This window comes from Kosmotoga olearia TBF 19.5.1, assembly GCF_000023325.1.
GTDB classification, from domain to species: domain Bacteria; phylum Thermotogota; class Thermotogae; order Petrotogales; family Kosmotogaceae; genus Kosmotoga; species Kosmotoga olearia.
Map to the genome: position 1 here is coordinate 2,158,967 of NC_012785.1, position 25,582 is coordinate 2,184,548.

At 42.6% G+C, this 25,582-nt stretch carries 23 protein-coding genes and 2 tRNA genes; 15 read left to right on the forward strand and 10 right to left on the reverse strand.

Features of this window, described 5'->3' with window-relative positions; translation table 11 throughout:
- Position 1 precedes the first annotated feature (1 nt).
- Genes greA through KOLE_RS10275 form a run of 4 tightly spaced genes read left to right on the forward strand, consistent with a single transcriptional unit; the run spans position 2 to position 3,849 of the window.
- Complete coding sequence (gene greA / locus KOLE_RS10260) at positions 2-478, forward strand: transcription elongation factor GreA (RefSeq protein ID WP_015869351.1); 477 nt, start codon at positions 2-4, stop codon at positions 476-478.
- 14 nt (positions 479-492) lie between these two features.
- Positions 493-2,007, forward strand: coding sequence for a lysine--tRNA ligase (lysS, locus tag KOLE_RS10265; RefSeq protein WP_015869352.1), 1,515 nt, complete (start codon positions 493-495; stop codon positions 2,005-2,007).
- An 11-nt stretch (positions 2,008-2,018) separates the two neighbouring features.
- On the forward strand, positions 2,019-2,480 hold the full coding sequence (locus KOLE_RS10270; RefSeq protein WP_015869353.1) for a GatB/YqeY domain-containing protein: 462 nt from the start codon (positions 2,019-2,021) through the stop codon (positions 2,478-2,480).
- A gap of 1 nt (position 2,481) precedes the next feature.
- A complete protein-coding gene (locus tag KOLE_RS10275; RefSeq protein ID WP_015869354.1) occupies positions 2,482-3,849 on the forward strand; it encodes a GlmL-related ornithine degradation protein in 1,368 nt (455 codons plus the stop codon).
- Positions 3,850-3,899: 50 nt separating this feature from the next.
- Here the strand turns inward: KOLE_RS10275 and KOLE_RS10280 are convergent.
- From KOLE_RS10280 to KOLE_RS10290, 3 genes are all read right to left on the reverse strand, one after another.
- A tRNA-Gly gene (locus KOLE_RS10280) sits at positions 3,900-3,975 on the reverse strand.
- 36 nt (positions 3,976-4,011) lie between these two features.
- Positions 4,012-4,551, reverse strand: a complete 540-nt coding sequence (locus KOLE_RS10285) for a dihydrofolate reductase family protein (RefSeq protein WP_015869355.1) — start codon at positions 4,549-4,551, stop codon at positions 4,012-4,014.
- On the reverse strand, positions 4,548-5,492 hold the full coding sequence (locus KOLE_RS10290) for a hypothetical protein (RefSeq protein ID WP_015869356.1): 945 nt from the start codon (positions 5,490-5,492) through the stop codon (positions 4,548-4,550). The genes KOLE_RS10285 and KOLE_RS10290 overlap by 4 nt, the downstream gene beginning before the upstream one ends.
- 167 nt (positions 5,493-5,659) lie before the next feature.
- Here KOLE_RS10290 and KOLE_RS10295 point away from each other — a divergent pair, with 167 nt between their 5' ends.
- The 6 genes from KOLE_RS10295 to disA are packed head-to-tail and all read left to right on the forward strand — an operon-like array spanning position 5,660 to position 13,782.
- Positions 5,660-7,609, forward strand: coding sequence for a hypothetical protein (locus tag KOLE_RS10295; protein WP_015869357.1), 1,950 nt, complete (start codon positions 5,660-5,662; stop codon positions 7,607-7,609).
- Positions 7,578-8,270, forward strand: a complete 693-nt coding sequence (locus KOLE_RS10300) for a tRNA1(Val) (adenine(37)-N6)-methyltransferase (RefSeq protein ID WP_237697529.1) — start codon at positions 7,578-7,580, stop codon at positions 8,268-8,270. Before KOLE_RS10295 ends, KOLE_RS10300 begins: the two co-directional genes overlap by 32 nt.
- Before the next feature lie 2 nt (positions 8,271-8,272).
- Positions 8,273-8,899, forward strand: coding sequence for a dTMP kinase (gene tmk / locus KOLE_RS10305; RefSeq protein ID WP_015869359.1), 627 nt, complete (start codon positions 8,273-8,275; stop codon positions 8,897-8,899).
- Positions 8,900-8,913: 14 nt separating this feature from the next.
- Complete coding sequence (locus tag KOLE_RS10310) at positions 8,914-11,400, forward strand: ATP-dependent Clp protease ATP-binding subunit (protein ID WP_015869360.1); 2,487 nt, start codon at positions 8,914-8,916, stop codon at positions 11,398-11,400.
- Positions 11,397-12,725, forward strand: a complete 1,329-nt coding sequence (radA, locus tag KOLE_RS10315) for a DNA repair protein RadA (protein WP_015869361.1) — start codon at positions 11,397-11,399, stop codon at positions 12,723-12,725. Before KOLE_RS10310 ends, radA begins: the two co-directional genes overlap by 4 nt.
- Positions 12,715-13,782: a DNA integrity scanning diadenylate cyclase DisA gene (gene disA / locus KOLE_RS10320; protein ID WP_015869362.1), complete on the forward strand. Its 1,068-nt coding sequence runs from the start codon at positions 12,715-12,717 to the stop codon at positions 13,780-13,782. The genes radA and disA overlap by 11 nt, the downstream gene beginning before the upstream one ends.
- 1 nt (position 13,783) lies before the next feature.
- Here the strand turns inward: disA and KOLE_RS10325 are convergent, their stop codons facing one another.
- From KOLE_RS10325 to KOLE_RS10335, 3 genes are all read right to left on the reverse strand, one after another.
- Entirely contained in the window at positions 13,784-15,070 is a 1,287-nt protein-coding gene (locus KOLE_RS10325) for an amidohydrolase family protein (protein WP_015869363.1), read from the reverse strand.
- On the reverse strand, positions 15,060-15,806 hold the full coding sequence (locus KOLE_RS10330; protein ID WP_015869364.1) for a WecB/TagA/CpsF family glycosyltransferase: 747 nt from the start codon (positions 15,804-15,806) through the stop codon (positions 15,060-15,062). The genes KOLE_RS10325 and KOLE_RS10330 overlap by 11 nt, the downstream gene beginning before the upstream one ends.
- Before the next feature lie 53 nt (positions 15,807-15,859).
- A tRNA-Leu gene (locus KOLE_RS10335) sits at positions 15,860-15,949 on the reverse strand.
- Between the two features lie 198 nt (positions 15,950-16,147).
- Here KOLE_RS10335 and KOLE_RS10340 point away from each other — a divergent pair.
- From KOLE_RS10340 to KOLE_RS10360, 5 genes are all read left to right on the forward strand, one after another.
- On the forward strand, positions 16,148-17,653 hold the full coding sequence (locus KOLE_RS10340; protein ID WP_015869365.1) for an ABC transporter substrate-binding protein: 1,506 nt from the start codon (positions 16,148-16,150) through the stop codon (positions 17,651-17,653).
- Between the two features lie 62 nt (positions 17,654-17,715).
- Positions 17,716-18,723 (forward strand): ABC transporter permease, encoded by a 1,008-nt coding sequence (locus KOLE_RS10345; RefSeq protein WP_015869366.1) that lies wholly within the window; start codon positions 17,716-17,718, stop codon positions 18,721-18,723.
- Between the two features lie 91 nt (positions 18,724-18,814).
- Entirely contained in the window at positions 18,815-19,618 is an 804-nt protein-coding gene (locus KOLE_RS10350) for an ABC transporter permease (RefSeq protein ID WP_083763232.1), read from the forward strand.
- A gap of 4 nt (positions 19,619-19,622) precedes the next feature.
- On the forward strand, positions 19,623-20,594 hold the full coding sequence (locus KOLE_RS10355) for an ABC transporter ATP-binding protein (protein WP_015869368.1): 972 nt from the start codon (positions 19,623-19,625) through the stop codon (positions 20,592-20,594).
- A complete protein-coding gene (locus KOLE_RS10360) occupies positions 20,591-21,577 on the forward strand; it encodes an ABC transporter ATP-binding protein (RefSeq protein ID WP_015869369.1) in 987 nt (328 codons plus the stop codon). Before KOLE_RS10355 ends, KOLE_RS10360 begins: the two co-directional genes overlap by 4 nt.
- Positions 21,578-21,611: 34 nt before the next feature.
- Here the strand turns inward: KOLE_RS10360 and KOLE_RS10365 are convergent, their stop codons facing one another.
- The 4 genes from KOLE_RS10365 to KOLE_RS10380 are packed head-to-tail and all read right to left on the reverse strand — an operon-like array spanning position 21,612 to position 25,577.
- Positions 21,612-23,426, reverse strand: a complete 1,815-nt coding sequence (locus tag KOLE_RS10365; RefSeq protein ID WP_015869370.1) for an FAD-dependent oxidoreductase — start codon at positions 23,424-23,426, stop codon at positions 21,612-21,614.
- 13 nt (positions 23,427-23,439) lie between these two features.
- Positions 23,440-24,546 carry an NADH-quinone oxidoreductase subunit D gene (locus KOLE_RS10370; RefSeq protein WP_015869371.1) on the reverse strand — a complete coding sequence of 369 codons (1,107 nt, stop codon included), beginning with the start codon at positions 24,544-24,546 and terminating at the stop codon, positions 23,440-23,442.
- Positions 24,539-25,054, reverse strand: coding sequence for an NADH-quinone oxidoreductase subunit C (locus tag KOLE_RS10375; protein WP_015869372.1), 516 nt, complete (start codon positions 25,052-25,054; stop codon positions 24,539-24,541). Before KOLE_RS10375 ends, KOLE_RS10370 begins: the two co-directional genes overlap by 8 nt.
- Positions 25,038-25,577 carry a NuoB/complex I 20 kDa subunit family protein gene (locus KOLE_RS10380; RefSeq protein ID WP_015869373.1) on the reverse strand — a complete coding sequence of 180 codons (540 nt, stop codon included), beginning with the start codon at positions 25,575-25,577 and terminating at the stop codon, positions 25,038-25,040. The genes KOLE_RS10375 and KOLE_RS10380 overlap by 17 nt, the downstream gene beginning before the upstream one ends.
- Between the last annotated feature and the right edge of the window lie 5 nt (positions 25,578-25,582).

A 25,582-nucleotide genomic window follows, 5' to 3' on the forward strand; every position in this document is an offset into this window, starting at 1 on the left:
GGTGTCTAAAAAGAATGTGATTTACCTTACGAAAGAAGGTTATGAAAACCTGAAAAATGAATTGAATACGCTGAGAAAGAAGTTGATGTACGAGGTTGCAGAAAGAATAAAAGAAGCAAGAGAATTGGGAGATCTCAGCGAGAATAGTGAATATGATGAAGCAAAAAACGAGCAAGGAAAGATAGACAGCAGAATCAAAGAACTGGAATACATCCTTGACAATGCCGAAATTATAGAGGATGATGGGGATAATAGTGTTGTAAAACTCGGCGCCAAGGTCAGGCTGAGAAATTTAAAAACAAACGAAGAGATTGAGATAAGAATTGTCAACTCACAGGAAGCCGATATATTCGAGAACAAAATCAGTGCTGACTCACCAATAGGTAAGGCTGTTTTAGAAAGAAGCGTCGATGATGAAGTTGTTGTAAGAACACCTTCTGGAATTATTAAGTACAAGATAATAACCATCAGCAGGTAGTGGGGGGTTGGCAAATGAACGAACAAATAAGACAACATAAACTCAATGAGATAGAGGAACTTCGTTCCATGGGGATAGAACCGTATCCTCATCATTTCGAAAAGACCCATAGTACCAGTGATATCCGCAAAGAATATGATATGCTTCAGCCATCGGAAACCAAAGAAGATACAACCATTTCAGTTGCAGGAAGAGTGATGGCTCTCAGGCATCATGGTAAATCATCGTTCTTTGTCTTGAAGGATAGCGATGGAAGAATACAAGCATATATCAGAAAAGATTCCGTTGGCGACGAAGCATTCAAACTTTTCAAGAAATATGTCAGTATCGGAGATTTTGTTGGTGTAAAAGGGTTCCCGTTTAAAACCCACACAGGTGAACTGTCTATTTTTGTTAAGGATTTCAAGCTCCTGTCCAAAGCTATAAGAACGATGCCTGAAAAATGGCATGGAATAAAGGACAAGGAAATAATTTATAGGCAGAGATACGTGGAAATGATTGCCAGCGATGACGCCATTAAAAGATTCAAGATCAGATTCGAGCTCCTAAGACGTGTTAGAGAGTTTCTTAATGCAAGGGGTTTTATAGAAGTAGAAACGCCGATCCTTCATTCTGTCACCGGTGGAGCTTCCGCAAGACCATTTGTGACCCATATCAACGTTTTTGATTCGGATATGTACCTGAGAATCGCTGAGGAGCTATATCTCAAAAGATATCTAGTGGGCGGATTTGAGAAGATATATGAAATTGGAAAGAATTTCAGGAACGAGGGAATGTCTTATAAGCATCATCCGGAGTTTGTCATGATGGAACTATATCAGGCTTATGCCGACTACAACGATATTATGGACCTTACCGAGGATCTTATAAGCACCGTCGTAGAGCAGCTCACAGGTTCCACGAAGATCGTTTATCAGGGTAAGGAAATAGATTTTGCCAAACCATGGCTGCGTATCAAGATGGCTGATTTCATCAAAGAAAAGCTCGGAGTTGATATACTTGAAGATTCCGATGAAAGGTTAATTGAGGTTCTTGAGAAACATAACAGTGTTCCTGAGATCAAAGAAAGAGGCCATCTCATAGAAAAGTTATGGGATCTTGTTGAGGATGATATTGTACAACCTACCTTTGTTGTTGAACATCCTGTCATCATTTCTCCACTTGCGAAGGTCCACAGAGAAGATCCGAGGGTAACAGAAAGGTTTGAATTAATTATAAATGGCATGGAATGTGCGAACGCCTTTAGTGAACTCAATGACCCAATCGAACAGTACAGGAGATTCCTCCATCAGGCTGGATTAAGAGAAGCCGGTGATGCCGAAGCACAAATGATGGATCGTGATTTCATACGCGCTTTGGAATATGGCATGCCCCCAACTGGAGGTCTTGGGATTGGTTGGGACAGGATTCTCATGTTCGTTACCGATTCTCCCACCATACGCGATGTGATTCCCTTCCCGCTGGTAAGGCCGTTGAGTTTTGAAGAAGAGGAGAAAATTGTTACCGATGCAGAGGAAGAGGAAAGCTGAGGAGGGATTTTATGACTCTGTATGAGAGGATACAGGCTGAACTAAAGCAGGCTATGAAAGACAAGGATTCCGTGAAGATGAATACCTTGAGAGCTGTGGTAGCCGCTGCAAAAAATTACCTTGTGTCTTCCGAGAAGGCACGTGAAAAAGGCATAACCGATGAGGTCCTTTTGGATCTCATAATGAAAGAAGCGAAGAAAAGAGAAGAATCAATAGAAGCTTACAGGAAGGCAAAACGTGACGACCTTGCCGCACAGGAGGAAGCGGAACTTAAGATCTTAAAGGCATTTTTGCCAGAGATGATGAATGAAGAAGAGATAAGGGAACTCGCCCTAAAAACAATCGATTCTGTTGGTGCAAAAGGTCCATCGGACCTTGGGAAGATAATGAGAGAGATTATGCCAAAAGTCAAAGGAAGGGCCAACGGGAAAACAGTCAACAGAATCGTCAGGGAGCTTCTGGAAAGCAAGTAATATGAAGGTAGATATATTGACAGCAGAAATCGGGAGCACCACAACGGTGCTCTCGGCGTTTATTTCCGACGGCTCTGGAAAGATGAAGTTTTTGGGTCAGGGCGAGTTTTATACAACGGTCAATGAAGGAGACGTAACAATAGGAATCGAAAAAGCGATTGATGTTTTGAAGCACCGGCTTAACGAAAGCAAACTTGATTACGAATTGCTGCTGGCTACGAGCAGTGCTGCTGGCGGTTTGAAAATGACGGTGCACGGGCTGGTTTATGATATGACCGTTAAGGCTGCAAAGGAAGCTGCTCTTGGTGCTGGGGCAGTTATCAAATACGTTACTGCCGGAAAGATGACAGAGCATGATCTTGAAAAAGTTCTGGAGATTGATCCGCGTTTGATCCTACTTGCTGGAGGAGTCGATTACGGAGAAAGGGAAACTGTTCTGCACAACGCGGAGATGCTCGCAAAACTCCCGCTGAATGTTCCGATTATTTATGCCGGCAATATTACAGCCGCTGAGGAAGCCCAAAGGGTTCTTGAAGCATCGGGAAAGGAAGTTTTGGTAACAGAAAATGTTTATCCACGAATTGACCAGTTGAACGTTGAACCAACCAGGAAAATTATCAGGGATGTCTTTGCGAAACATATAGTAAAAGGTCCTGGAATGGACAAAATCTATTCTATTGTTGGTAGAAATGTTATCCCGACGCCGGCGGCGGTAATGCTCACAACCGAATTGCTGGCTGAGGAGTACGAAGATGTCCTTGTGGTAGATATAGGCGGTGCAACAACGGATGTTGATTCCTATACCAGTGGAGATCCTGAGATCCAGAAGATTCTTATAGCTCCTGAACCTCTTGCCAAGCGTACGGTTGAAGGGGATCTAGGGGTTTTTGTTAATGCGAAGAATGTGATTGATTACATAGGAAAAGACGCGTTGATGACAGAATTCAACGATTTTGAAGAGATAATCAGGGAGATATCGCCATATCCGAAGAATTCAAGAACGGAAACGTTCATTTCTCGTCTGGCAAAATACTGTTTTGAAACCTCAATCCGGCGTCATGCGGGAAGGATCAGGCAGTTGTATGGTCCCCTCGGCCGTGTTGAAGTGGCCGAAGGAAAAGATTTAACGGCAATAAAACTTTTGGTTGGTACCGGAGGGGTGCTGACACGGTCTAAATACCGCTGGGAAGTAATGAAAACAGTTTCCACACTTTCGAGACGCTATAATAGAGAACTGCTACCGCGACCCGAGGTGCGTGTTGCCAGTGATAAACACTATATTTTTGCGGCTTTGGGGGTCATCTCAACAGTTGATAGGACGGTGGCCAGGGAGCTATTGAAAGAGGATATAGAGTTTCATGATTGTTAAATCTTACAGAAAACAAATAAAGGGAGCATTTGCTCCCTTTATTGCTTTTATGGAGCGGGCGACGGGACTCGAACCCGCGACCCTCAGCTTGGGAAGCTGATGCTCTACCAACTGAGCTACACCCGCACACAAAGAGATTTTAGCACCCGGGATATCACATTGTCAAGGTGAAAATAGCTCTCTTACTCTATTTTCAGGGATTGTATAATGAACAACCAATGTATTCTTCGAGAGTTTTAAGAGTTCTTCTAGTTCCAATCTTATGTCGTTGTTAAGTTCTTCGACGTTTAGCATAGTTACTTTTCCCTTTAATATTATAGGTTCTATTGAAAGATAGATGTCTGTAACGAGTTTGTTTTTCAAAAAAAGCGTATATATCTCTCTTCCTCCACCTATGACTATATGTTTGAAACCAAGTCTTCCAATCTTGCTGATCAGGATTTCAGGTTCATCGTTGGTAAATAAAAGATTTTCAGTTGAATGAAATTTCTCGGGAGTTCTTGTGAGAATGACATTCAATCTTTTCGGCAGAGGTTTACCAATAGTTTCGAAGGTTCGTCTTCCGAAAATCACGACTCCAGCGGATGTAGTAATTTTCTTGAAGAACTTCCTGTCATCCGGGGATGACCAATCTACATCGTAATCGGAATCTCTTGAAATAAGACCATTGACTGAATTAACAGCGACAATACTGATTTTCATTCTTTCTCCTCCGCCACTATATGACGAACTATGGCTTCCGAACGCGGGAAAATAACGTCCATCTCTTCTTCGAGAAGAAGTTTTATCGATCCGTTTAGTTTTGTTTTTTCGAATTTTATGAAATCAGATGGATTAATTTTATGCGTTTTATCTTCAAAAAGTACACTGATTGGATTACTGCGGGCGTTGAGTATTTCTACAAACTCTCCGTCGTTTGAAATGACAATGGAAAGGTGCTCAGTTTTTGATCCGGGTACAGGTAAGGTAAAGGTGAGCTCCATAGGAAATTTTGTAGAGATAATCTCTAGAAAATCTTTTGTGTAGTTTCGAAGAATGCCAATGTACTCATTCCATTGATCATCTCTAAAAACCTCATAGACTATCTTTTTTCCAATGAGTTTCTCCAGAAGTGGGTCATAGGAATTTCCAATGTAATCAACAAAGCTTTCTCCCATCTTTTTGACGTATTTTTGATTGCTGGATAACACTGAACTTTTCGGTGCGACCCTTCCAAGAAAAACACTGAAGGTTTCTAAAACAGCATCTCTTACTGCGGCAAAGAAATTCCTGATCCCTCGTCTTATTCTCACAAGAAGACCGGATTTAAAAACAAGGCTCTTCAGTTCCCTTGCTTTTTTCTCAGTTTCGTCCAGATCCGAAATGGGTCTGAAAACACCAAAAAGAGTTGCATATTCCGGTTTGTAAAGAATAAAAGCCTTTTCTTTGTGCATTGGGTTTTCATGGGGGCGTGGGTAGTTCAATATTATCCCTGTACTTTCGAGCTCCATCTTTCCCCAGATGGTTTTTCCATTTTTCAACAGAACAATGATGGGAAATTTGTTAAAATCTTTTAGGCACCGGTCTTTTATTTTGGATTTCACATACCCGGCTATGAATGTTGATGTGAAAATGATTATAATCGTTATAGCAAGAGTATTCATCGCATCACCTCGAGAGAATTGTACCAGACTTTGAAAAACCCGGAAACAGTGAAGGTGTCAAAAATGATGATGATAATTGTTAAAAGATATGTGATACGTGGCTTATGATTTGTGAATCCCGAATCCTGATTTCGAGTGAGTAAGAAAAAATTTTTTGGGGAGGATTTATGAAAGAAAAAAACGTTATCATAATAATTACTGTATTTACCATCCTGTTAGTACTTACTGCTTGTAATAATAAAGTTTCTTCTATTCCAGAGATACTGAATGTTATTATCGAAGGTTCCAATGTGAGCTTGGAGCTAAAACAGGTTGAGAAATCGGAGTTTCTCCTTTCTGTCGACACTCTTCCTGAAAGTCTATCCGATGGTATTAGATTTTCGGGCTCCATGGTTACCGTAAAAGTTACGGAACCTGGCACACACACGCTTTATCTTTATGTCGTTAAAAGAGGAAAATTAATTGGGACCCCAAAAACACTGGTTGTCGAAACATATGAAAATCGACTTTTGCCACCAGAATTTAACTATTCGCTTCTGTACGGGAAATTAAGAGTGCAGCTTAGTTCCAGGCAGTTGGGGATTGAAAGTTATGTGGTTGAACTCAATGGGGTAACCTATGAAAGTAAATACGGTACTTTCGAATTCACTCCGGTCAAAGGGGACAAATTGGAACTGGGGTTTTATGTGCAACGTACCAATGGTGAGAAATCGGATAAGAAGAGAGTTTTACTTGACTTGAGTGAAGATACACCGCCCACTGTCAGAATAAAACTGCCGTCACCATACACAGGTGATCGAATTCCAATGGTTGTTTTTGACGATTGGGATGATTCGGAAGACATAAAAGTTGAAAGTAATGCCGATGGTCTTCCGCTTCTTTTTGATGGTAAATATCTGATACCATTGTTTACTCTGCCAGCGGGGGACCATATTTTGAATATAAAAGTGACGGATAATGGCAAAAATGTTTCGACAACAAAATTCGAGATCCATGTTGTCAAGAAATTTTCGACCAGGGTTCCGACACTTTACATTGAAGAAGGGGGAGCTTTCAGAAAGGCCAGCTGGCAAAGTGATGTCAAAGAACTGGAATTGGAACATTTTTCTCAGGGACTCTGGAGGGTTCTTACGAGATTGAAAGGTGAACAAAGGTTCATGAAGATAAAAAAGGAATGGATAAGTGATGGTGGAGATTTGTATCGAATTACAGCGTTAGCAACGGATGCTCGTTATCTTCCGTCAATTCCCGTGTTTGCAAAAAAAGAAAGTGTGAGAAGATTGACCAGCGAAAATATTCTTTCGCTGTACGGGGATGATGTGCTTTTCAGTGCTGGCAACACATATCGTTTTCTTGGAAACGTTGCAGTCTGGGAAGGAAAACTCCTGAGGGTGGAGCCATCAGTTACGTGTACTTTCAGCCGTGGCGGAAAACTTCTCGTTAAGGGAACAATGGAAGTCGATGGCAGGAAAGGAAGGATTTCTTTTACCTCCCATACAGCGTTCAGCGAGATAAAGGTAGAAAGAGGTGGTATATTTATTGCACGTGGTGTTGATTTCAAGAATGTTTCAATAGATGCCAGGGATGCTGCAATAATCGTTCTGGATGATTGCAATATTCAGGGGAACGTGAAGATTTCAGCCTCAAGCGTGCAGATATATAATTCTACTTTACGCGGCGAGATATCATTTGACTCAATTCAAGAGTTTTATCTTCTGTCTTCTCAGCTCCAAACCAATTCTCTCAATTTTTCGAATATCAAAAAGAGTACAGTGGTTAACAGTACACTTGAAGCCTCCGAAGTAACTGTGCAAGATTCTATCGTGCAATTTTTCGATGCGATGTTTAAAACACAAACTATGCGGATTAGAAGTCTAAGCTCGGTAAATCTCTCATTCGGGAATTTGTCGGTGAGTAACATCCACGTGAGCAATGCGTCGAAACTTTATCTGGAAGGTGTAGAAGTTTCAGACAATGAAGTGCCAGCAGTTGTAGAGTCTTTCTCAAGAATAATAGTGGTTAACAGTGAATGTTGTGCTTCAGAAACATCTGTTGATGATACTTCGGAGATTGTTATTTATAATAGTGGTGATAGAAGTGTTCAGAGAATTCGATGACAGTGTTTTCGAAGGGCTTTCCTTTGATTATTCTTCGAAGGATGCACGTATCAATCATGCAACGGTTTTGCTTGCGTGGTATTGCGTTCTGCCGAAAGCTACAAAGAGAGTACTGGAGCTTGGTACTGGTTCCGGGGCTATTTCCATATACCTGGCTAGAAAGTATGATGTAGAGATTACAGCAATAGATGTTGATGAAGAATTAATAGAGATAGCGCACAAAAACGCAAGAGTGAATAATGTAACGGATAAAGTAAAATTTATGCAGCTATCCTCTGCCATGGCTGTAGAAAAGTTCTCTGCTGGAAGTTTCGATGTTGTGGTTTCTAATCCTCCTCATTTTGCCCATGAAGGTATTGAAAGCCCTTCTCAGCGCAGAAATTCATCCAGGCGGCTTACAATTGAAGGGATAAAGGAGTTTGCTCAAGCAACTGGTAGACTTCTGAAGAGTAGAGGGGCGTTCTTTTTCATTCTTCATCCTAGAGACCTTACCAGATGGTTAAGTGCATTCGAAATGAACAACCTTGGTGTTCACCGTTTGAGATTTGTGTTTGGCACAGCCAACAAACAATCACAGCTTGTTCTGGTCAAAGGAAGAAAGAATTCAACTTCCGAGGTGGTGGTAGAACCGCCAATTATTTTGAGAAAAGGGAGGAGCTAGTAGTGTTTATTTCCTTTGAAGGTATAGATGGTTCCGGCAAATCAACCCAGGTAGCCCTCTTTCGTGAATACCTCGAAAGGAATTCGATGGAGTATGTTTTCATAAGAGAGCCCGGAGGTACGCAGGCAGGAGAGGATATAAGAGAGATTCTTTTGCACAACGAGTATAAACTTTTCCCGGAAACAGAGCTGCTGCTCTTCATGGCTTCACGTGCACAGATTGTTCGCGAGGTTATAATTCCTGCATTGAAAAAGAAAAAATTGGTCCTCGCAGATCGGTTTCTCGACTCTTCCGTTGCATATCAGGGTTATGGAAGAGGATTGTCTATTCAGATGGTTACAACATTGAATGAATTCAGTACTGGAGGGGTGACGCCACATTTAACATTGTTTATAGATGTGCCAGTCGATGTAGCTGTAAAACGCATGCGAAGAGAAATGAAACATGATAAAATAGAAATGGAAAGTTTAGATTTCTTCAAAAGGGTAAGACAGGGCTATCTAGAACTGGCAAAACGAGATCCGAAAAGGATTCTAGTAATAGATGGAACGATGAGTGTAGAAAAGATACACGAACAGGTAGTGAAGGAATTTCTTCTTTGCCTCAAAAAGCTGGGGCACGGTCTGTAACCGGAGGTGATACGATGTATTTCGATAAATTTTCTGAGGGAGCCGCACAGGTATTTGTAGCTGCCCAGGATGAAGCAAGGAGCCTGGGGCATCCATATGTTGGGACGGAACACTTATTGCTCGCTATATTAAAGGTGAACTCTGGAACCACTTCTCAATTACTCAAGGGATACTCCATAACGTATGAGCGTGTTCTGAGGGAAGTAACATCTATGGTTGGAACGAACATTCGGCAATCAGTGGTTGGTTCCCCTCAAATGACTCCACGTGCCAGACGCGTCATCGAGCTGGCCAATGACGAGTCAAGAATGCTGGGACAGGACAAAATAGATGTTGAACATATAATGTTAGGTATAGTTCGCGAAGGTGAAGGAATAGCTGCTCACATCTTGAAACAGATGGGTGTCAATCTTGGCAAACTGAGAAAACAACTTATAGAAAATATTACGAGTGACTGGGACGAGTCTACAACGGGCGGACGTTCTTTCGGTGCTCAGCAATCAAGCATGGCTACTTCTTTGAAACAACTGGAAGGATTTGGAACGGATTTGACCGCTCTGGCGCGTGCGGGAAAACTCGACCCCATAATCGGACGTGATGTTGAAAAGCAGAGATTAATGGAAGTGCTCTCCAGGAGGAAGAAAAACAACCCCGTTCTCATAGGAGATCCGGGTGTAGGAAAGACCGCTATCGTGGAAGGACTCGCGCAGATGATTGTCAATGAAGAGGTTCCAGAGACCTTGAAAAATAAAGCAATTTTTGCTCTTGATGTTGCTTCGTTGATTGCCGGTACAAAATACCGTGGAGAGTTTGAAAAGCGTTTGAAGAAGCTCATACAGGTTGTAAAGAATAATGGGAACATAATCCTTTTCATTGATGAACTTCACACGATAGTTGGTGCTGGTTCTGCCGAGGGTGCTGTCGATGCCGCTAATATATTGAAACCAGCTCTGGCAAGCGGCGAGATAAGATGTATAGGTTCTACAACTCCTGATGAATACAGAAAATACGTTGAAAAGGACGCTGCCCTGGAAAGACGTTTCCAGAAGATTTATGTTTCTGAACCCACGGTCGAGCAGACAATCGGAATTCTGAGAGGCATCAAGCACAAATATGAGGCACATCATAAGGTCTACTATACTGATGCCGCGTTGGAAGCTGCTGTTTTATTGTCTCACAGGTATGTCAGTGACCGCTTCCTCCCGGATAAAGCGATAGACATTATCGATGAAGCTGGTGCACGTGCCAGACTTAGAAAACTAACTGTACCATCTTATTTGAAAGAACTTCAGAAAAAGATAGAGAAGCTCAGGCTTGAGCGAGAAGACGCGGTTTCTCGACAGGATTACGAGCATGCAGCAGAACTAAAAGAAGAAGAAAGGGTTTTGATGAAAACCTATAAGGACGAATACAATAATTGGCGTGAGAAGGTTGACTCAGAAATTGTTCAAATAAGTGAAGAAGAGGTTGCTGAGATTGTTTCTAGCTGGACCGGTATCCCGCTGAAGAAGTTGGAGCAGTCGGATAGCGAAAGACTCCTTTCACTGGAAGAGGCTCTTCACAAACGAATCGTCGGCCAGGATGAAGCAATAACGGCAGTTGCAAAAGCCATAAGAAGAGCAAGAAGTGGGCTTAAAGATCCCAGACGGCCCATCGGTACCTTCCTGTTCCTTGGACCTACCGGGGTCGGGAAAACGGAGTTAGCAAAGGCTCTTGCCGAATACCTTTTTGGCGATGAAAAGGCTCTCGTCAGATTCGATATGTCTGAGTATATGGAAAGGTTCTCTGTGTCTCGTTTGATCGGGGCACCACCGGGATACGTTGGATATGATGAAGGTGGAACACTCACCGAAAGAATAAGGAAGCGTCCTTTTTCCATTATTCTTTTCGATGAAATCGAAAAAGCCCATTTCGACATTTTCAATCTACTCCTCCAGATCATGGATGATGGCCGTCTTACTGATTCTCAGGGTCGCAGCGTTGACTTCAAAAACACAATAGTCATAATGACCAGCAACCTTGGTGGTGAGTTTATTAACAAGACGAAGAAAACACTGGGGTTTGTAAGTGCGGCAAATGTTGAGGAAAAAGAGTATGAATCGATGAAAAACTCCGTTCTTGAAGAAGTGAAGAAAACCTTCAGGCCTGAGTTTTTGAACAGGCTGGACGAAATCGTCGTCTTCCATCCGCTGACGAGAGAGCAGATCAAGAAGATTATCGAGATTCTCATTTCGGATACGAGAAAACGGCTTAAAGAAAAGAAAATGGACCTAGTATTATCTGAAGCAGCTCAGGAGTTCCTTGTTGAGAAAGGGTTTGATCCTGTCTACGGTGCGCGGCCATTACGTAGAGCAATTCAGAGATACATAGAAGACCCTCTCGCGGAGGAGGTGCTCAGAGGTAGATTTGAGCCTGGTGACACAATAATGGTTGTAAGGCAGGATGAAAAACTTTCCTTTAAAAAGAGCAAGAAGAAGGTTGAGGTAAAAGCTGGAACATGAGTAGAAAGAAACGAAGGATTTACGTATGTGATGCCTGTGGTTATGAATCTCCCGCGTGGTTTGGAAGATGCCCGAGTTGCGGAACCTGGAATAGTGCGATATCAATGTCAGTTGACAATCACGCAATTATCGAAACAAGCAAAGAAGTGGCAAACATACGTTCGCTATCCGACATTAAAGTTGAGGATTCTCACAGACTTTTCACGGGATTGAATGAGTTTGACAGGGCACTCGGCGGGGGAGTTGTTCCGGGAAGTGTTGTCCTGGTAAGTGGTGAACCCGGCATTGGAAAGTCCACATTGATGCTGCAAGTAGCCGAAAGAATGGTTTCTTACGGAAAGGTATTGTATATCAGTGGCGAAGAATCGCAACGTCAAATAAAGCTTAGAGCCCGTCGTCTTAAACTCGGAAAGACGGAAAATATCGAAGTAAGTGCGACCACTGAACTTGATTTCCTTGAAAAACTTGATTTGAAGGATTATTCTTTGCTCATATTTGATTCACTCCAGACACTCAGATTATCTAACGTCGCTTCTCTTCCAGGAAGCTTTGTTCAGGTTAGAGAATGTGCAAACTTCGTTGTTTCAAAGGCTAAAGAATCTAATGTTGCTGCTGTTATAGTTGGTCATGTAACCAAAGGTGGTCAGATCGCTGGTCCGAAGTTAGTGGAACATATTGTTGATACTGTTCTTTATTTTGATACCAATAAATCCGGATATCGTTTTCTCAGAACGGTTAAGAACAGGTTCGGTCCATCAGATGAAATTGCTGTGTTTGAGATGACCTCAGATGGCCTGGCAGAGGTTCCGGACATTTCAGATCTGTTCGTTAAAGATTTCATTGTAGCTCCGGGTAACGTGATTACGGCTGTTTCTGAAGGCTCAAAAACCTTTTTGGTAGAGGTTCAATCGTTAGTTTCAAAACCAATATATGGGACACCAAGAAGATTGGCAACAGGTGTTCCAATTGATCGGGTTCTTCTTGTTGCGGCGGTATTGTCAAAACGTGCGAACATTCCATTGGATAATCTGGATTTGTACATAAATATCGCTGGTGGTATCCAGGTAGATGACCCCGGCACTGATCTTGCAATCGCGTTGTCTTTGCTATCCTCGTTTACCAACAAAGCTGTTCCGCAAGGAATGGCTGCATTTGGAGAAATTGGATTGGATGGTACTGTTAGAAACGTTACGGGAAGTAGTAAGAGAATCGATAGATTAAAAGAATCTGGTTTTTCCGAAGTGCTTTCTCCTAATGGAAATATCAGGATACAAAATATTGCTGATTTGGTTCGCTTTGTCGGGGGGATGAGTGATGGATCATAAGGAACTTGCCGAAAGGATTCGTGTGGTTGCTCCTGGAACACAGCTTCGTTTTGCTCTCGATAAGATCGTGGCTGCTAATACTGGGGCACTTATTTTTTTAGTAGATGACTTTGAAAAGTACAAGGATCTAATGCAGGTTGGTTTTTTCCTCAATTGCCCGTTCAATCCCAATAAACTCTATGAGTTATCAAAAATGGATGGAGCAATTGTTGTGGATGAGAGTCTTAACAAAATAATCGCTGCTAATGTTCAGCTGACTCCCGATCCCTCTATTCCTTCTTTACAGACAGGTATGCGCCACCGAACCGCTGAAAGAATGGCACGCCAGACGGGGAAAATGCTTCTTGCTATTTCCAAAAGGCAGGGAACAATCACCATATTTTTTGGTGAGAATTCTCATGTCCTGGCCCCTGTGGAAATTTTGCTTCCAAGAGTCAATCAGGTTATTAGAACGGTTGAACAATACCGCCAAACTTTTGCATACGGTCTTGATCAGATAGACGTGCTTGAACGCGCGAGCGTTTTAACCCTTTACGATGTCTTGAAAACGCTGGAGAAAGGCCTTATGGTTTTGTTGATCTCTAAAGAAGCGGAACTAACCCTTGTGGAACTGGGAAAGTTCGGTCTGCCTTCCCGAATGCAATTGGACGAAATCACCGATGGAATACCGGAAGAGATAGAAAATCTTGTTCTTGATTTTGCCAAAGAACAGGTAACGATCGACAAAATAGAGGAACTCATGGAGAAACTTTTGAGTCTCACAGAGCGTGAGATTTCGAACTATGTGACTCTGGCGAGGGTGCTTGGTTATGACATCTCATCGAGTTCTCAGGCAATGGAATTGAACATGCGCTCCAGGGGTATTAGATTTGTTAGAAAGATTCCGAAAATCCCGTTGCAGGTTGCGTTAAACGTGGGAGCAAAATACGGTTCACTTGCCAGACTTCTGAAGACAAGTGTTGAAGAACTTAAAGAGGTCGAAGGAGTCGGGGAAAAACGTGCCCGAGCAATCAGGCACGCCATCGATATACACAACAAACGAGAGGAATTGGAGTAAGTTACAACTCCAGCTTTCTTATTTCGTCATACAGGTTATTGAGTTCTTCTTCAGACAGTTTAGCTGGTTTTCCATTTTCGAGCACTAATTCTCCCTGATTCCAGACATTTTCGATTTTGAAGTCTTGCGAAAATCTCATAACAAACCTTAAAGTGGTTAAATCTTCGAGATTAGCATAACCGATGTCATTTTTAGGGACAGCTAGAACGATATCGGCCGAAGCGCCTTCTTTTAGAGCGCCCAGTTTCCTATCGAAGAACCTTCGTGCTATTCTGAAATTGTTGTCAAACAAGGTTTTCCTTATCTCATAATCTATCACTTTTATGTCAAATTTTCCGTAGAATCTCTCTGTTAGCAAAATCTGTTGGCTTTCAGAAAAAAGATCAGCATCAAGCAAGCCTGATCCGAGACAAACAAGAATACCTCTTCCAAGGAGACCGGCGATGTTCGGGCTGAACGTACCAGCAAGCATCTCAGAACGAATCGACTTTGTCACGAACATCTGCCTGCTGGCAATAATATCCATATCTGTCTCTGAGAAGTTTCCACCGTAGGTTATACCGCATTCAGGTACAAGCAAACCGTTTTCGAGCAATCTTTCTGTCAGCTGTTCCCCCCAGCGTGATAGGCTGAGGTCGTTGTCCAGTTTCATATCGAAAATGACGAGATTGACGTTCAAATTCCTTGTTATGAAGAACTTAATTTCGCTCAATTCCTCTTCTGTGTACGATGAAAGGTCTGTAATGTAGATCGCCGGCATGAAAAGTTCATCCGGTTCAACTGTTCCCCATGAGTTAAGAACGGTCATAAGGTTCTCTTTATTAACCACCGGACCAATACTCATATTTACCCCGAAATGATGGGCTATTTCTTTGAAATCCTTTGGTTGAACGTCCTCACTATAAGGGATGGGACCAAAGATCGTGGTTGTGCCCCGTTGGAGAGCCCGGATTACTCCTAACATTGTTGAAAGTAGAATCAATCGTCCCCAGGAGTTTTCCTGAACCACATCGATGAGTTTGGAAAAATAATTAACACCGCTTACGTTCTCAACATCGATTCTTCCAGGATAATCAACAATAGAACTGTAAATACTGTAGTGTGCATTAACCATAGCTGGCAGGACCATACCACCTTTACCATCGATAACCTTATCAGGCATTTCGGGTTTTACTTCATCGGCATGTCCGACCTTTAAAATTCGCCCTTGTTTGAATTGAACAATACCATTTTTTATTATTCTCATTTTTGGGTCATTTGTAAGGATTGCGACGTTTCTAATAATCACGGGATTCACCTCTCTTCTCCCTAAAATTACTCTTAAGCACGTATAAAGCAAAGCTCAAAAGTTTTGGAACAACCTTCAGACGCTTCCGGGGTTCCTGAAGGATACGGAAACACCATTCTAAACCGTGCCTCTGCATCCATTTTGGAGCACGTACCACCTTTCCTGCCAGAACATCAAAAGAGCCGCCAACTCCCATGGCTAAAGAAACACCAAGCTTCTCCCAGTTCCGGGATATCCAGATTTCCTGTTTCGGGACACCCATACCGACAAATAGAAAATCAGCGTTCGACTGATTAATATCATTCACAATTTTAGCATTTTCTTTATCACTAAAGAAACCATTTCTAAACCCCACTACTTTTAATTCAGGAAATTTTTCTTTAAGATTTGTAACAGCCCTTTGTGCAATGCCTTCTTCAGCACCAAGAAAATAGATTTTAAAACCCTTTTTTGAAGATTGGGCACATATTTCCTGCATCAATTCTATACCTGGTATTCTGTTTAAGTTCCTTTTATACAAAAGCTTCACAGCTTTTATAACGCCTGAGCCATCAGGAACCACATAATTGACTTTTTTAAGGGCTTTTTTGTATTCTTCATTATGTAAGTATTCATAAACTATAAGAGAGTTCAAGGTAAGCACAAAATAGCGATTGCCTTTTTTTACACCTTCAATAAGATCCTGGGCACATGAGCTAACAGTACCTTCCTGGAGAGGGAAATCGAGAAAATTCAAGGAAGCACCTCCGTATACTAAAAAAGGAAGGCAAAGCCTTCCTTTTATTTTTGTGGTGCCGAGGGCGGGAGTCGAACCCGCACGGGGCTGTCAACCCCAGCGGATTTTGAGTCCGCCGCGTCTGCCAGTTCCACCACCTCGGCCCGCAACACAAATTTACCATTATCTTCGGCATATGTCAAGATTACAAACATTCACTTTCGCAACGGGCGAGTTTATTAGCGAATTATTCGATAAAATATAGAATAATCTTTTAATTTGTCACTGTATGGTAAAATAAAAAATGTTAGACTCGTTATTAAAATCATGGGGAGTTGCACTTTAAAAATGGGGGTGATTTTGTGAGAAAGTTTTTTGTTCTTCTTCTTGTACTCATACTTACCGTGTTCGTATTTGGACGAGACTACGTTACCGTGGGGACCACAGACAAGATAAGGATTCTTGACCCGGCAGATTGTTATGACTACTTCTCCAGCAATATACTGCAGAACACTATGGTAGGCCTTGTTGACTACAAGGTGGGTACCTCTGAGCTTGTACCTTGGCTTGCAGAAAGTTGGGAGATTTCTGAGGACGGATTGGTATACACATTCCATCTGAGAAAAGACGCGTACTTCATGAATGGGAATCCAATTGACGCAAACGCTCTCAAATTCTCAATCGACAGAGTTATAAGGCTCAACGGAGATCCGGCTTTCTTGCTTGCCGATGTTGTTGAAGAGACAAAGGTTGTAGATAAGTACACATTCCAGATAAAGCTTCAATACCCATTCTCAGCTTTCATCGCTGTTTTGGGGTACACAGTAGCCTATCCTGTTGATCCCGCAACGACACCGGCTGACGATTTCTTCTTCAACGCACCGGTAGCATCAGGTCCTTACTACATAGCTGATTGGGAACCAGATGTACAGATTATACTGAAACGCAATCCGAAGTACTTTGGCCCTCCTCCCAAAACAGAGACGATCGTTATAAGGTTCTATCAGAACGCAAGCACTTTAAGGCTCGCGCTTGAAAGCGGAGAAATTGATGTGGCTTACAGAACTCTTGACCCCAGAGATCTCCTTATCCTGAAAATGGATCCGAGATACGTGGTTTACGAAGGTCAGAGTCCTGCAATTCGTGAGCTGGTGCTCAATGTAAAGATGCCCCCATTCGACAACGTAAAAGTCAGAAAAGCTCTCGCTTACGCTGTGGATAGGGATGCTATCGTGAGTGATGTGTTTGCGAATACTGTTGAACCTCTTTACACCCTTGTACCAATTGGAATGTGGTCTCATCTTGATGTGATGCCAAAACGCGATCTTGCAAAGGCAAGAGAGCTTTTGAGAGAACTTGGCTACTCTGAATCCAACCCGCTCGAGATAACCCTTTGGTACACACCCAGCCATTATGGTTCAACCGAAGCGGATGTTGCCCAGGTTCTAAAGGCTTCCATAGAGGAAACGGGTCTTGTCAAGGTCGATATCAAATACGCCGAATGGGCAACCTATATCGACTACTTTGTCAGCGGTTCAATTGGAGCATTCTTGCTTGGCTGGTATCCTGACTACCTTGATCCTGACGATTATCTGTGGCCGTTCCTTTCAAAATCAGGAGCCGCATCCATGGGATCTTTCTATGAGAGTCCCTTTGTAGAAAATCTCATGCTTCAGGCGAGAAAATACTCTGATATTGAGACAAGAACCAGCATAAACAAAGACGTGCAAAAAATCCTCGCCATAGACGTTCCTTACATTCCTCTGTGGCAGGGTAAGCAGTACTGTGTCTCTTATCCTTACGTCAAAGGTGTTGTACTGGAACCTTCTCAGATCTTCAGATACTATTTGCTTTATGTAGAAGAATAAGTTGATTTTTAACCCGGGCCTTTCCCGGCCCGGGTTTTTTGTATTGTGCAGGAGGGGTTGCCGTGTCGTTGAAATGGTACGTGATTACCAGAATACTTTTGGCAATACCAATGTTCTTCATACTACTTCTTTTGATATTCATCGTTCTGAGAATCTTGCCTGGAGATCCAGTGCTCGCAATGCTCGGAGGTAAAGCTCCTATTCAGGTTATCGAACAAAAGAGGCATGAGTTAGGATACGATAAACCTATCATTCAACAGTTTGGAGATTACATCATTGGAGTATTGAAGGGGGATCTCGGTAGGTCAGCTCTGACGAAAAGACCCATCTCTGAAGAGATAGCAAGGAAACTCCCGGCTACCATCGAGCTCACCATCTTTGGCTTCGGAATAGCCTTAATCATAGGTATCTTCTGGGGGGCTGAGGCCACGCGGCATCATGGTGGGGTGATAGATGTAGCCGGACGAATGTACGCCATATTCATATATTCGATCCCCGTTTTCTGGCTGGGGATGCTGTTTCAATGGTTGTTCGGTGTAAAACTGAAATGGTTACCGATAGCTGGTAGGATTTCCCCGCTTTTGAGACCAGAGAAGATTACAGGGCTTTACCTCCTCGATTCCCTGATAACCTGGAATATTCCCGCTTTGAAGGATGCTTTCCTGCATATCATTCTGCCCAGTGTAGCATTGGGCTTAATAATTTCGAGTGTTTTCCTTAGAATGGTACGATCCAATATGGTAGTCATGTTGTCTCAGGACTTCGTAAAGGCCGCAAGGGCGAGAGGAATCAAAGAAAGCAGGGTTATTTACAAACACGCATTAAAAAACGCTTTTGTTCCCATAATGACAGTTATGGGACTTCAATTTGCAGCCCTGATGGCGGGAGCGGTACTTACGGAAACCACCTTTGCATGGCCTGGAATAGGGAGTTATCTCGTTGAGAAGATACGTTACAGAGACTTCCCTGCGATACAGGGTACCATAGCGGTTTACGCTATTATCGTGATTGTTATAAGTATTGTTGTGGACATAGTTAATGCTCTCGTAGATCCAAGGGTAAGATATTAGGGGTGATTGTCCTGTGAATGAACTTCAGTGGAGCCCAACGTATAGACTTGGCAAATCTTTAAAAAGGTTTTTCGGTGATAAATCTGGCATAATGGCGTTCATCGGGATAGCGATTCTTGCGACATATGTTATTATGGCGATCTTTGCACCTTATGTTGCCCCTTATGATCCCGTAAAGAGAACCGGCAGGGCGTTTATGCCGCCGTCGAAAGAGCACCTCTTCGGAACCACAAATCTCGGTTACGATGTACTGAGCAGAATTATATATGGTGCAAGGATAGCATTGCAAATAGCGCTCCTGGCTGTTGCGGTGGCTGCTGCGATTGGCATTCCTCTGGGTCTCATTTCCGGTTATATAGGCGGTGTATTCGACAGGATACTCACGATGTTTATGGACGCCATATATTCTTTTCCGGGTTTAATTCTTGCTATTGCAATTGCCGCTGTGCTCGGGCCTGGAGTTATAAACGTTGCGTTATCGATAGCTGTAATATATGCACCAACGTATTTTAGAGTCATAAGAAATCAGGTTACTTCATTGAAAGACCAGCTTTTCGTTGAAGCTGCAAGAGCAATCGGTGCGAAGAATTCAACGATCGTAATGAAGTACATATTGCCCAATGTTTTACCTTCAGTTGTGGTGGTTTTGTCCATGAATCTTGCAGATGCCATCATGACAGAAGCGGGGCTCAGTTTCTTAGGTCTTGGAATAGCTCCACCCACACCTGACTGGGGTTATGATTTGTCAAATGGCCAGAGATTTCTGTTGTTAAATTACTGGTGGATGATTTTGTTCCCCGGTCTCGCTATTATTACACTTGTTCTTGGATTCAGTATGTTCAGTGAAGGAATGAACGAGTATCTGAATCCGAACGTTGGCGAGACCAGGAGGTGAGATAATGAATCTGTTGCAGCTTAGAAACCTGAGTGTCAGATATAAAACTCGCGAAGGGCGTGTCCTGGCAATTGAAGATCTAAGCTTGAACCTGGGAGACAAAGAAACACTTGGGATCGTCGGGGAATCCGGATGTGGTAAATCAACCCTTGGTGGAGCGATTCTCGGTATTCTTCCAAAAGAGACGAAGGTAACAGGAAAAATTCTTTTTGATGGAAAAGATCTAGTTTCACTGGATAGAAAAACGTTGAGAAAAATACGTGGCAAGGAAATATCTATGATCTTTCAGGACCCCATGACTTCATTAAATCCTGTTATGAGACTGAAAGATCACTTTATAGAAACAATACAAACTCATCTTATTGATATCGAAAAGGAAGAGGCATATAACATGGCAGCAAAAGCCTTGGAGAATGTTGGTATTTCAGCTAATCGTTTAGAAGACTATCCTTTCCAGTTGAGCGGTGGGATGAGACAGCGCGTGATGATAGCCTTAGCGCTGGTTTTAAATCCAAAAATTGTTATAGCAGATGAGCCGACTACTAGTCTTGACGTTATTGTTCAAGCACAGATTCTCGAGCTTTTGAAGAGCTTGCAAACAAAGTTCAATACCGCGATGATCCTCATAACCCATGATTTAGGAGTTGTTGCAGAGACGGCGGATAACATAGGGGTAATGTATGGGGGACACCTTGTGGAGTATTCAGATAAACGCTCACTCTATAAAGCCCCACTTCATCCATATACCCGCTCCCTGCTTGAATCCATTCCAAATACAAACCTTAATGATAAGAGTCTACGCTATATTCCGGGGACACCGCCAAGTTTGATGACCCCGCCACCAGGTTGCCGTTTTTCCGAACGTTGTCCGAAAGCTTTGAAGGTTTGTTCGCAAGCCACTCCACCTGAAGTGTGGACCGAAGATGGGAGAATGGTCAAGTGTTGGCTGTACAACAGTGAGGTGGTTCAAAAGTGAAAGAACTCATCAAGGTTAAAAACCTGGTAAAACATTTTCCTGTTAAAGAACCTCTCTTAAAAAAGCTAATTACAAAAGAACGGAAGTATGTTCATGCGGTGAATGATATAAGTTTTACCATTCTTGAAGGTCAGACTCTTGGGTTGGTGGGGGAATCTGGAAGTGGTAAAACAACAACAGGAAGGTTAGTTTTACGGCTTATTGAGCCGACGTCCGGGAGTATAAAATATAATGGTATTGAACTCACTACGCTGGATAAGGAATCTTTACGTAGATTGAGAAAGGAAATTCAGGTCATTTTTCAGGATCCTCTGGCATCATTGAACCCCTATATGAAGATAGGAGAAGCTATAAAGCATCCCCTTGATATTCATAACATAGGCAGCAAACAGGAACGGTACGAACGTGTTCTGGATATGTTAAAGAGGGTAAACCTCGAGCCTGCCGAAGATTTTTATAGGCGTTATCCGAGAGAGCTATCAGGAGGGCAACGGCAGAGGGTTGTTATTGCCAGAGCACTTATCACACATCCGAAATTTGTTGTTGCCGACGAGGCAGTGGCAATGTTAGATGTGTCTGTGAGGTCTCAGTTACTCGACTTGATGCTTAAGTTAAAAGAGGAGTTCAACCTGACATATCTTTTCATTACCCATGATCTTGCCACCACAAAGTACATATGTGACCGTATCGCGGTAATGTATCTTGGAAAGATAATAGAAATTGGTTCTTTTGAAGAGATTTATACCAATCCAGCTCATCCATACACCAAGGCATTAATATCAGCTGTTCCAGAACCTGATCCGGATATAAAAAAGGAAAAAATTATTCCTTCTGGAGAAGTTCCGAATCCGGTTGAACTTCCTTCAGGATGTTACTTTCATCCGCGTTGTCCGTATGCCATGGATATATGTAAAAAGGAAATGCCTGAAGAAGTAATGCTCAGTGATACACGAACCGTGAGATGTCACCTTTATAGCCAATAAAAAGCGCGCCTTTGGCGCGCTTTTTATCATTAACTTACTGGTTCAAATAACGATCAATACCTTCAGCCGCTCTATGACCATCTGCAATACCATTAATAATATCGGGGCCATGAACGATATCACCACCAGCAAAAAGCCATGGAATACTTGTCTGACCGTACTCATTCACTAGAATTCTTCCACGCGTGAATTCAAGTTTACTCTTAAGTTCTTCTGGCAGATAGCTGTAGTCAGGAGCTTGACCGATGGCTTCTACAATCATATCACCCTCGATAATAATAACGTCTTTTTCATCGAAAGTTGGGTTAAATCTACCATTCTCATCGAAAACACTTGTACAGCAAACTGTTTTGAGTCCTTTGATTTCTCCGTTTTCTACAATGACTTCACTAGGACCTCGAGAGGGGAAGAATAGAATTCCTTCTTCTTTTCCTTCTACAATTTCTTCAAGATCTGCTGGCATTTCTTCCATGGTTTCCAGGCATACCACCTTAACATTAACTTCTTTTCCTTCCATTTTCTGAAGTCTCGCCATGCTTCTGGCAACGTCCATTGCGACATTTCCACCGCCTATAACGATCAAACTGTTGGGAATCTCCGGTTTCTCGCCTTCTCCACGCAAATAATCCCTGATTTTTTCCAGGAGGGGTAGAGCTTGAATAACTTTTTCATGTTCGGTTCCTGGAATTTTTGTACTTTTTCCAATGGTGAATCCAGTACCGAGGAAAACGGCATCATATTCTTTCTTCAACTGCTCCAGGGTTACGTCTTTTCCAACAGTTGTATTTAACTTAATTTCTACTCCTAGAGATTGAATCACTTCGATATCCTTGTCCAGGGCCTCATCAGGAAGACGGTAACGTGGTATACCGTATCTCATGACACCACCAGCTTTTGGTTTAGCTTCGAATATCGTGACTTTGTATCCCATAAGTGAAAGATAATATGCAGCTGCTAATCCGGAAGGACCAGAACCGATAATTGCAACTTTTTTGTTGGCTTTTTTGATAATTTCTTCGTTAGCTACTTTTTTAATCTCTTCGACAGGTGTTTGATCGATAATATAGCGTTTTAGCCATCTTATTGCAACAGCTTCACCTCTATGACCTATGGAACATACGGCCTCACAGTTGTGGGTACATACCCTACCACAGACACCGGGAAGCGGATTGGTTTTGTAAATCCACTCGACACCTCGTTTAAGGTCGTCGTTGAACACGGTTTCGATGTATTCCGGGATATCCATATGTGCAGGACAGACATCCGTACAAAGTTCGCAGTCAACACATCTCGCGGCTTCTGCGATTGCCTGTTCTTTGGAGTATCCCTTTACGAATTCTATAAAACTGTTAACCCGTTCTGCTCCAGGAATCTCTTCCATTTCAACCCTTTCAAGATCGAGCAACTCGGAATCTTCATCACGCACGTAGCCAATTGGAAAATTGTTGTGATGAATACCATCGCTTTCCGGCATGAAAAAGAACGTATTTGGATTATCGGAGATATGTATATACTCCCTGGTCATTTTCAGAGAACCGGTGGTACATATATCAACACACATTCCACAAAAAGAACAACGCCCATAATCGATGGCAGGTTTCTCTGCTTTCTCACCTGGTTCTGTTTCTATATCAACAGGGATCATCTTTATAGCGTCTGTCGGGCAAATTTTCGAACAGGTTCCACAACCAGTACATAGTTCCCAATCGTTTATATGAAACCCCCGGTATCTTTCGGCTGCTTCGCGATAGACCTTGGGGACTGTAATGGTTATAGGTTTCGCAAATAGATATTTCCATGCGATAGTTGGACCCCAAAAGGTTTTTTTGAAAATCTCTTTCGCATTCATCGCATCTCCTCCCTTATCTGTCGATTTCCGGTGGACAGAAGTCCATTGTTCCTAACCAGAGAGCCACATCTTCGATTCTTGTCCCCGGAAGTAGCTTTTCAATACCGTATAGCCCCTGTGGGAAGGAAGCGCCTCTTACATGAACTCTGTAAGGTTTTTCTCCACCATCAGAAACGATGAGATATCCATATTCGCCTCTCGAACATTCTATATGGGAGTAAACTTTGCCTGCAGGTACTCTCCAACGCAACGCACTTCCGCGTGATACCCTGACGTTTACGGGACCTTTGGGCATCTTTTTCAAACACTGTCTTATTATTCGAATACTCTGTAAAAATTCGAGATATTTCAAAGAGAACCGCGCATAAGCATCCCCTTCTGTCGCTGTGGGAACATCGAACTCTACGTCAGCATAGCGGGCATAAGGGTCAACTTTTCTGATATCATAAGGGACTCCGGTAGCTCTGAGCCCCACACCGGTCACACCGATTTTTAATGCTTCCTCTTTTGTAAGGACTGCGAGCCCTTTGGTACGTGTATGTATTACCCGGTTTTTTAAGAGGAGATTTTCATATTCCGTTCTCCTGCTTTCAAAATAGTTCAGAAGAGCTTCGATTTCTTCTTCAATTCCTTCTGGAAGATCCTTTCTAACTCCTCCGGGGATTATATACATATGATAGATTCTTGCGCCTGTAATTTTTTCAAAGATGTCCAGAATTCTATCTCTATCTGCCAGAGTCCATTGCGGCATCGCATAGAGGCCGGTAGCTCCTCCAATGCCTCCCATCGCCATTAGATGTGCAGCCATTCTTGCTAGCTCAAGGATAATCATTCGAATCCAGTGAGCTCTCTCCGGGACCTCGATGCCAGCAAGAGTTTCCACTCCCATTGCGAATACCATTTCATTTATGTCCGGTTCTGGAACACATATTCTTGGAATCAAAGCGAGATTCTGGAACCAATTCCTTCTTTCCATAAGCTTTTCGAACCCTCGATGAAGAAATCCGGGCACTAATCGTGCCTTGACCACGGTGTCACCTTCAACATAGATATGTACGCTGGAATTCCCGTGCATTCCAGGGTGGTTCGGACCGATAAAAAGTTTGACCTCTTTACCCATCTTTTTCACTTCCTTCTGGAATAAAATCAACATCATATGTTCTGTCAGGGAAGTTTTCCTTTGAGAATTTATGGGGATCGAAATCTTTTCTCATCGGTGGGATGTCTTTCCAGTTTTCAAGTATGAGCGGTTTCATGTCATCGTTTCCATCGAACTTCACGCCGAAAAATTCGTGAATATCCCTTTCGTAGAAACGTGCTGTTGGCCATAATCCCATCACCGTTGGCGCAACGGGAGTTTCTCTAGAAATCTTTGTGCTTACCATCAATGTAATGCCATTTTCCCAATTGAAGAGTGTATAAATCAGTTCAAACTGATTATCATCGATCCAATCCACACAGGATATGAGGGACAGATGATTCCATCCCTTCAGCTTGAACAGTTCCAGAATAGAAATGAGGTCTTTTAGATCAGTGTCAACAGTGTATTTTCTTTCAGCGATTTGATTTAATTTTATGGTGCCAAATAAGTTTTCGACTTCTTTTATCAGTTCATTCATGGAATTCATCGTGCACGTACACCTCCCCGAGGGCTTTTAATTGATTCTTTTTGTACCATTCATAGTTTTCCTGATAAGTTTTCCAGCCGGTGGCTTCGCCACGATCGATCTTTTTCATCAATTCTTTGAAACCGTTCACTATGGCCTCAGGCCTGGGCATACAACCAGCCAGATATAAGTCAACAGGCAAATAAAGGTCGAGTCTGTTTATAGTTGCGTAGGAATCGAAGTAAATGCCTCCGTTGATGGTACAGGAACCGAATCCTACTACATATTTTGGTGCCTGCATCTGTTCGTATGTATAGATAACCCTTCTTAGAGTTTTCGTACTCAAATAACCGGTTATCAACAATATATCAGCTTGCCTTGGAGTTGCCATTGGACCGATTCCAAAACGTTCCATATCGAATCTTGCGGTCATCGTTGGCGGTAGTTCGATTGCACCGCATCCGGTACAGTAATAAAGCATCCATAACGAGCGGGCACGAAGCATGTTTGCCACTTTATTCCAAGCAGATTTTTCAGCGTTCATTCATT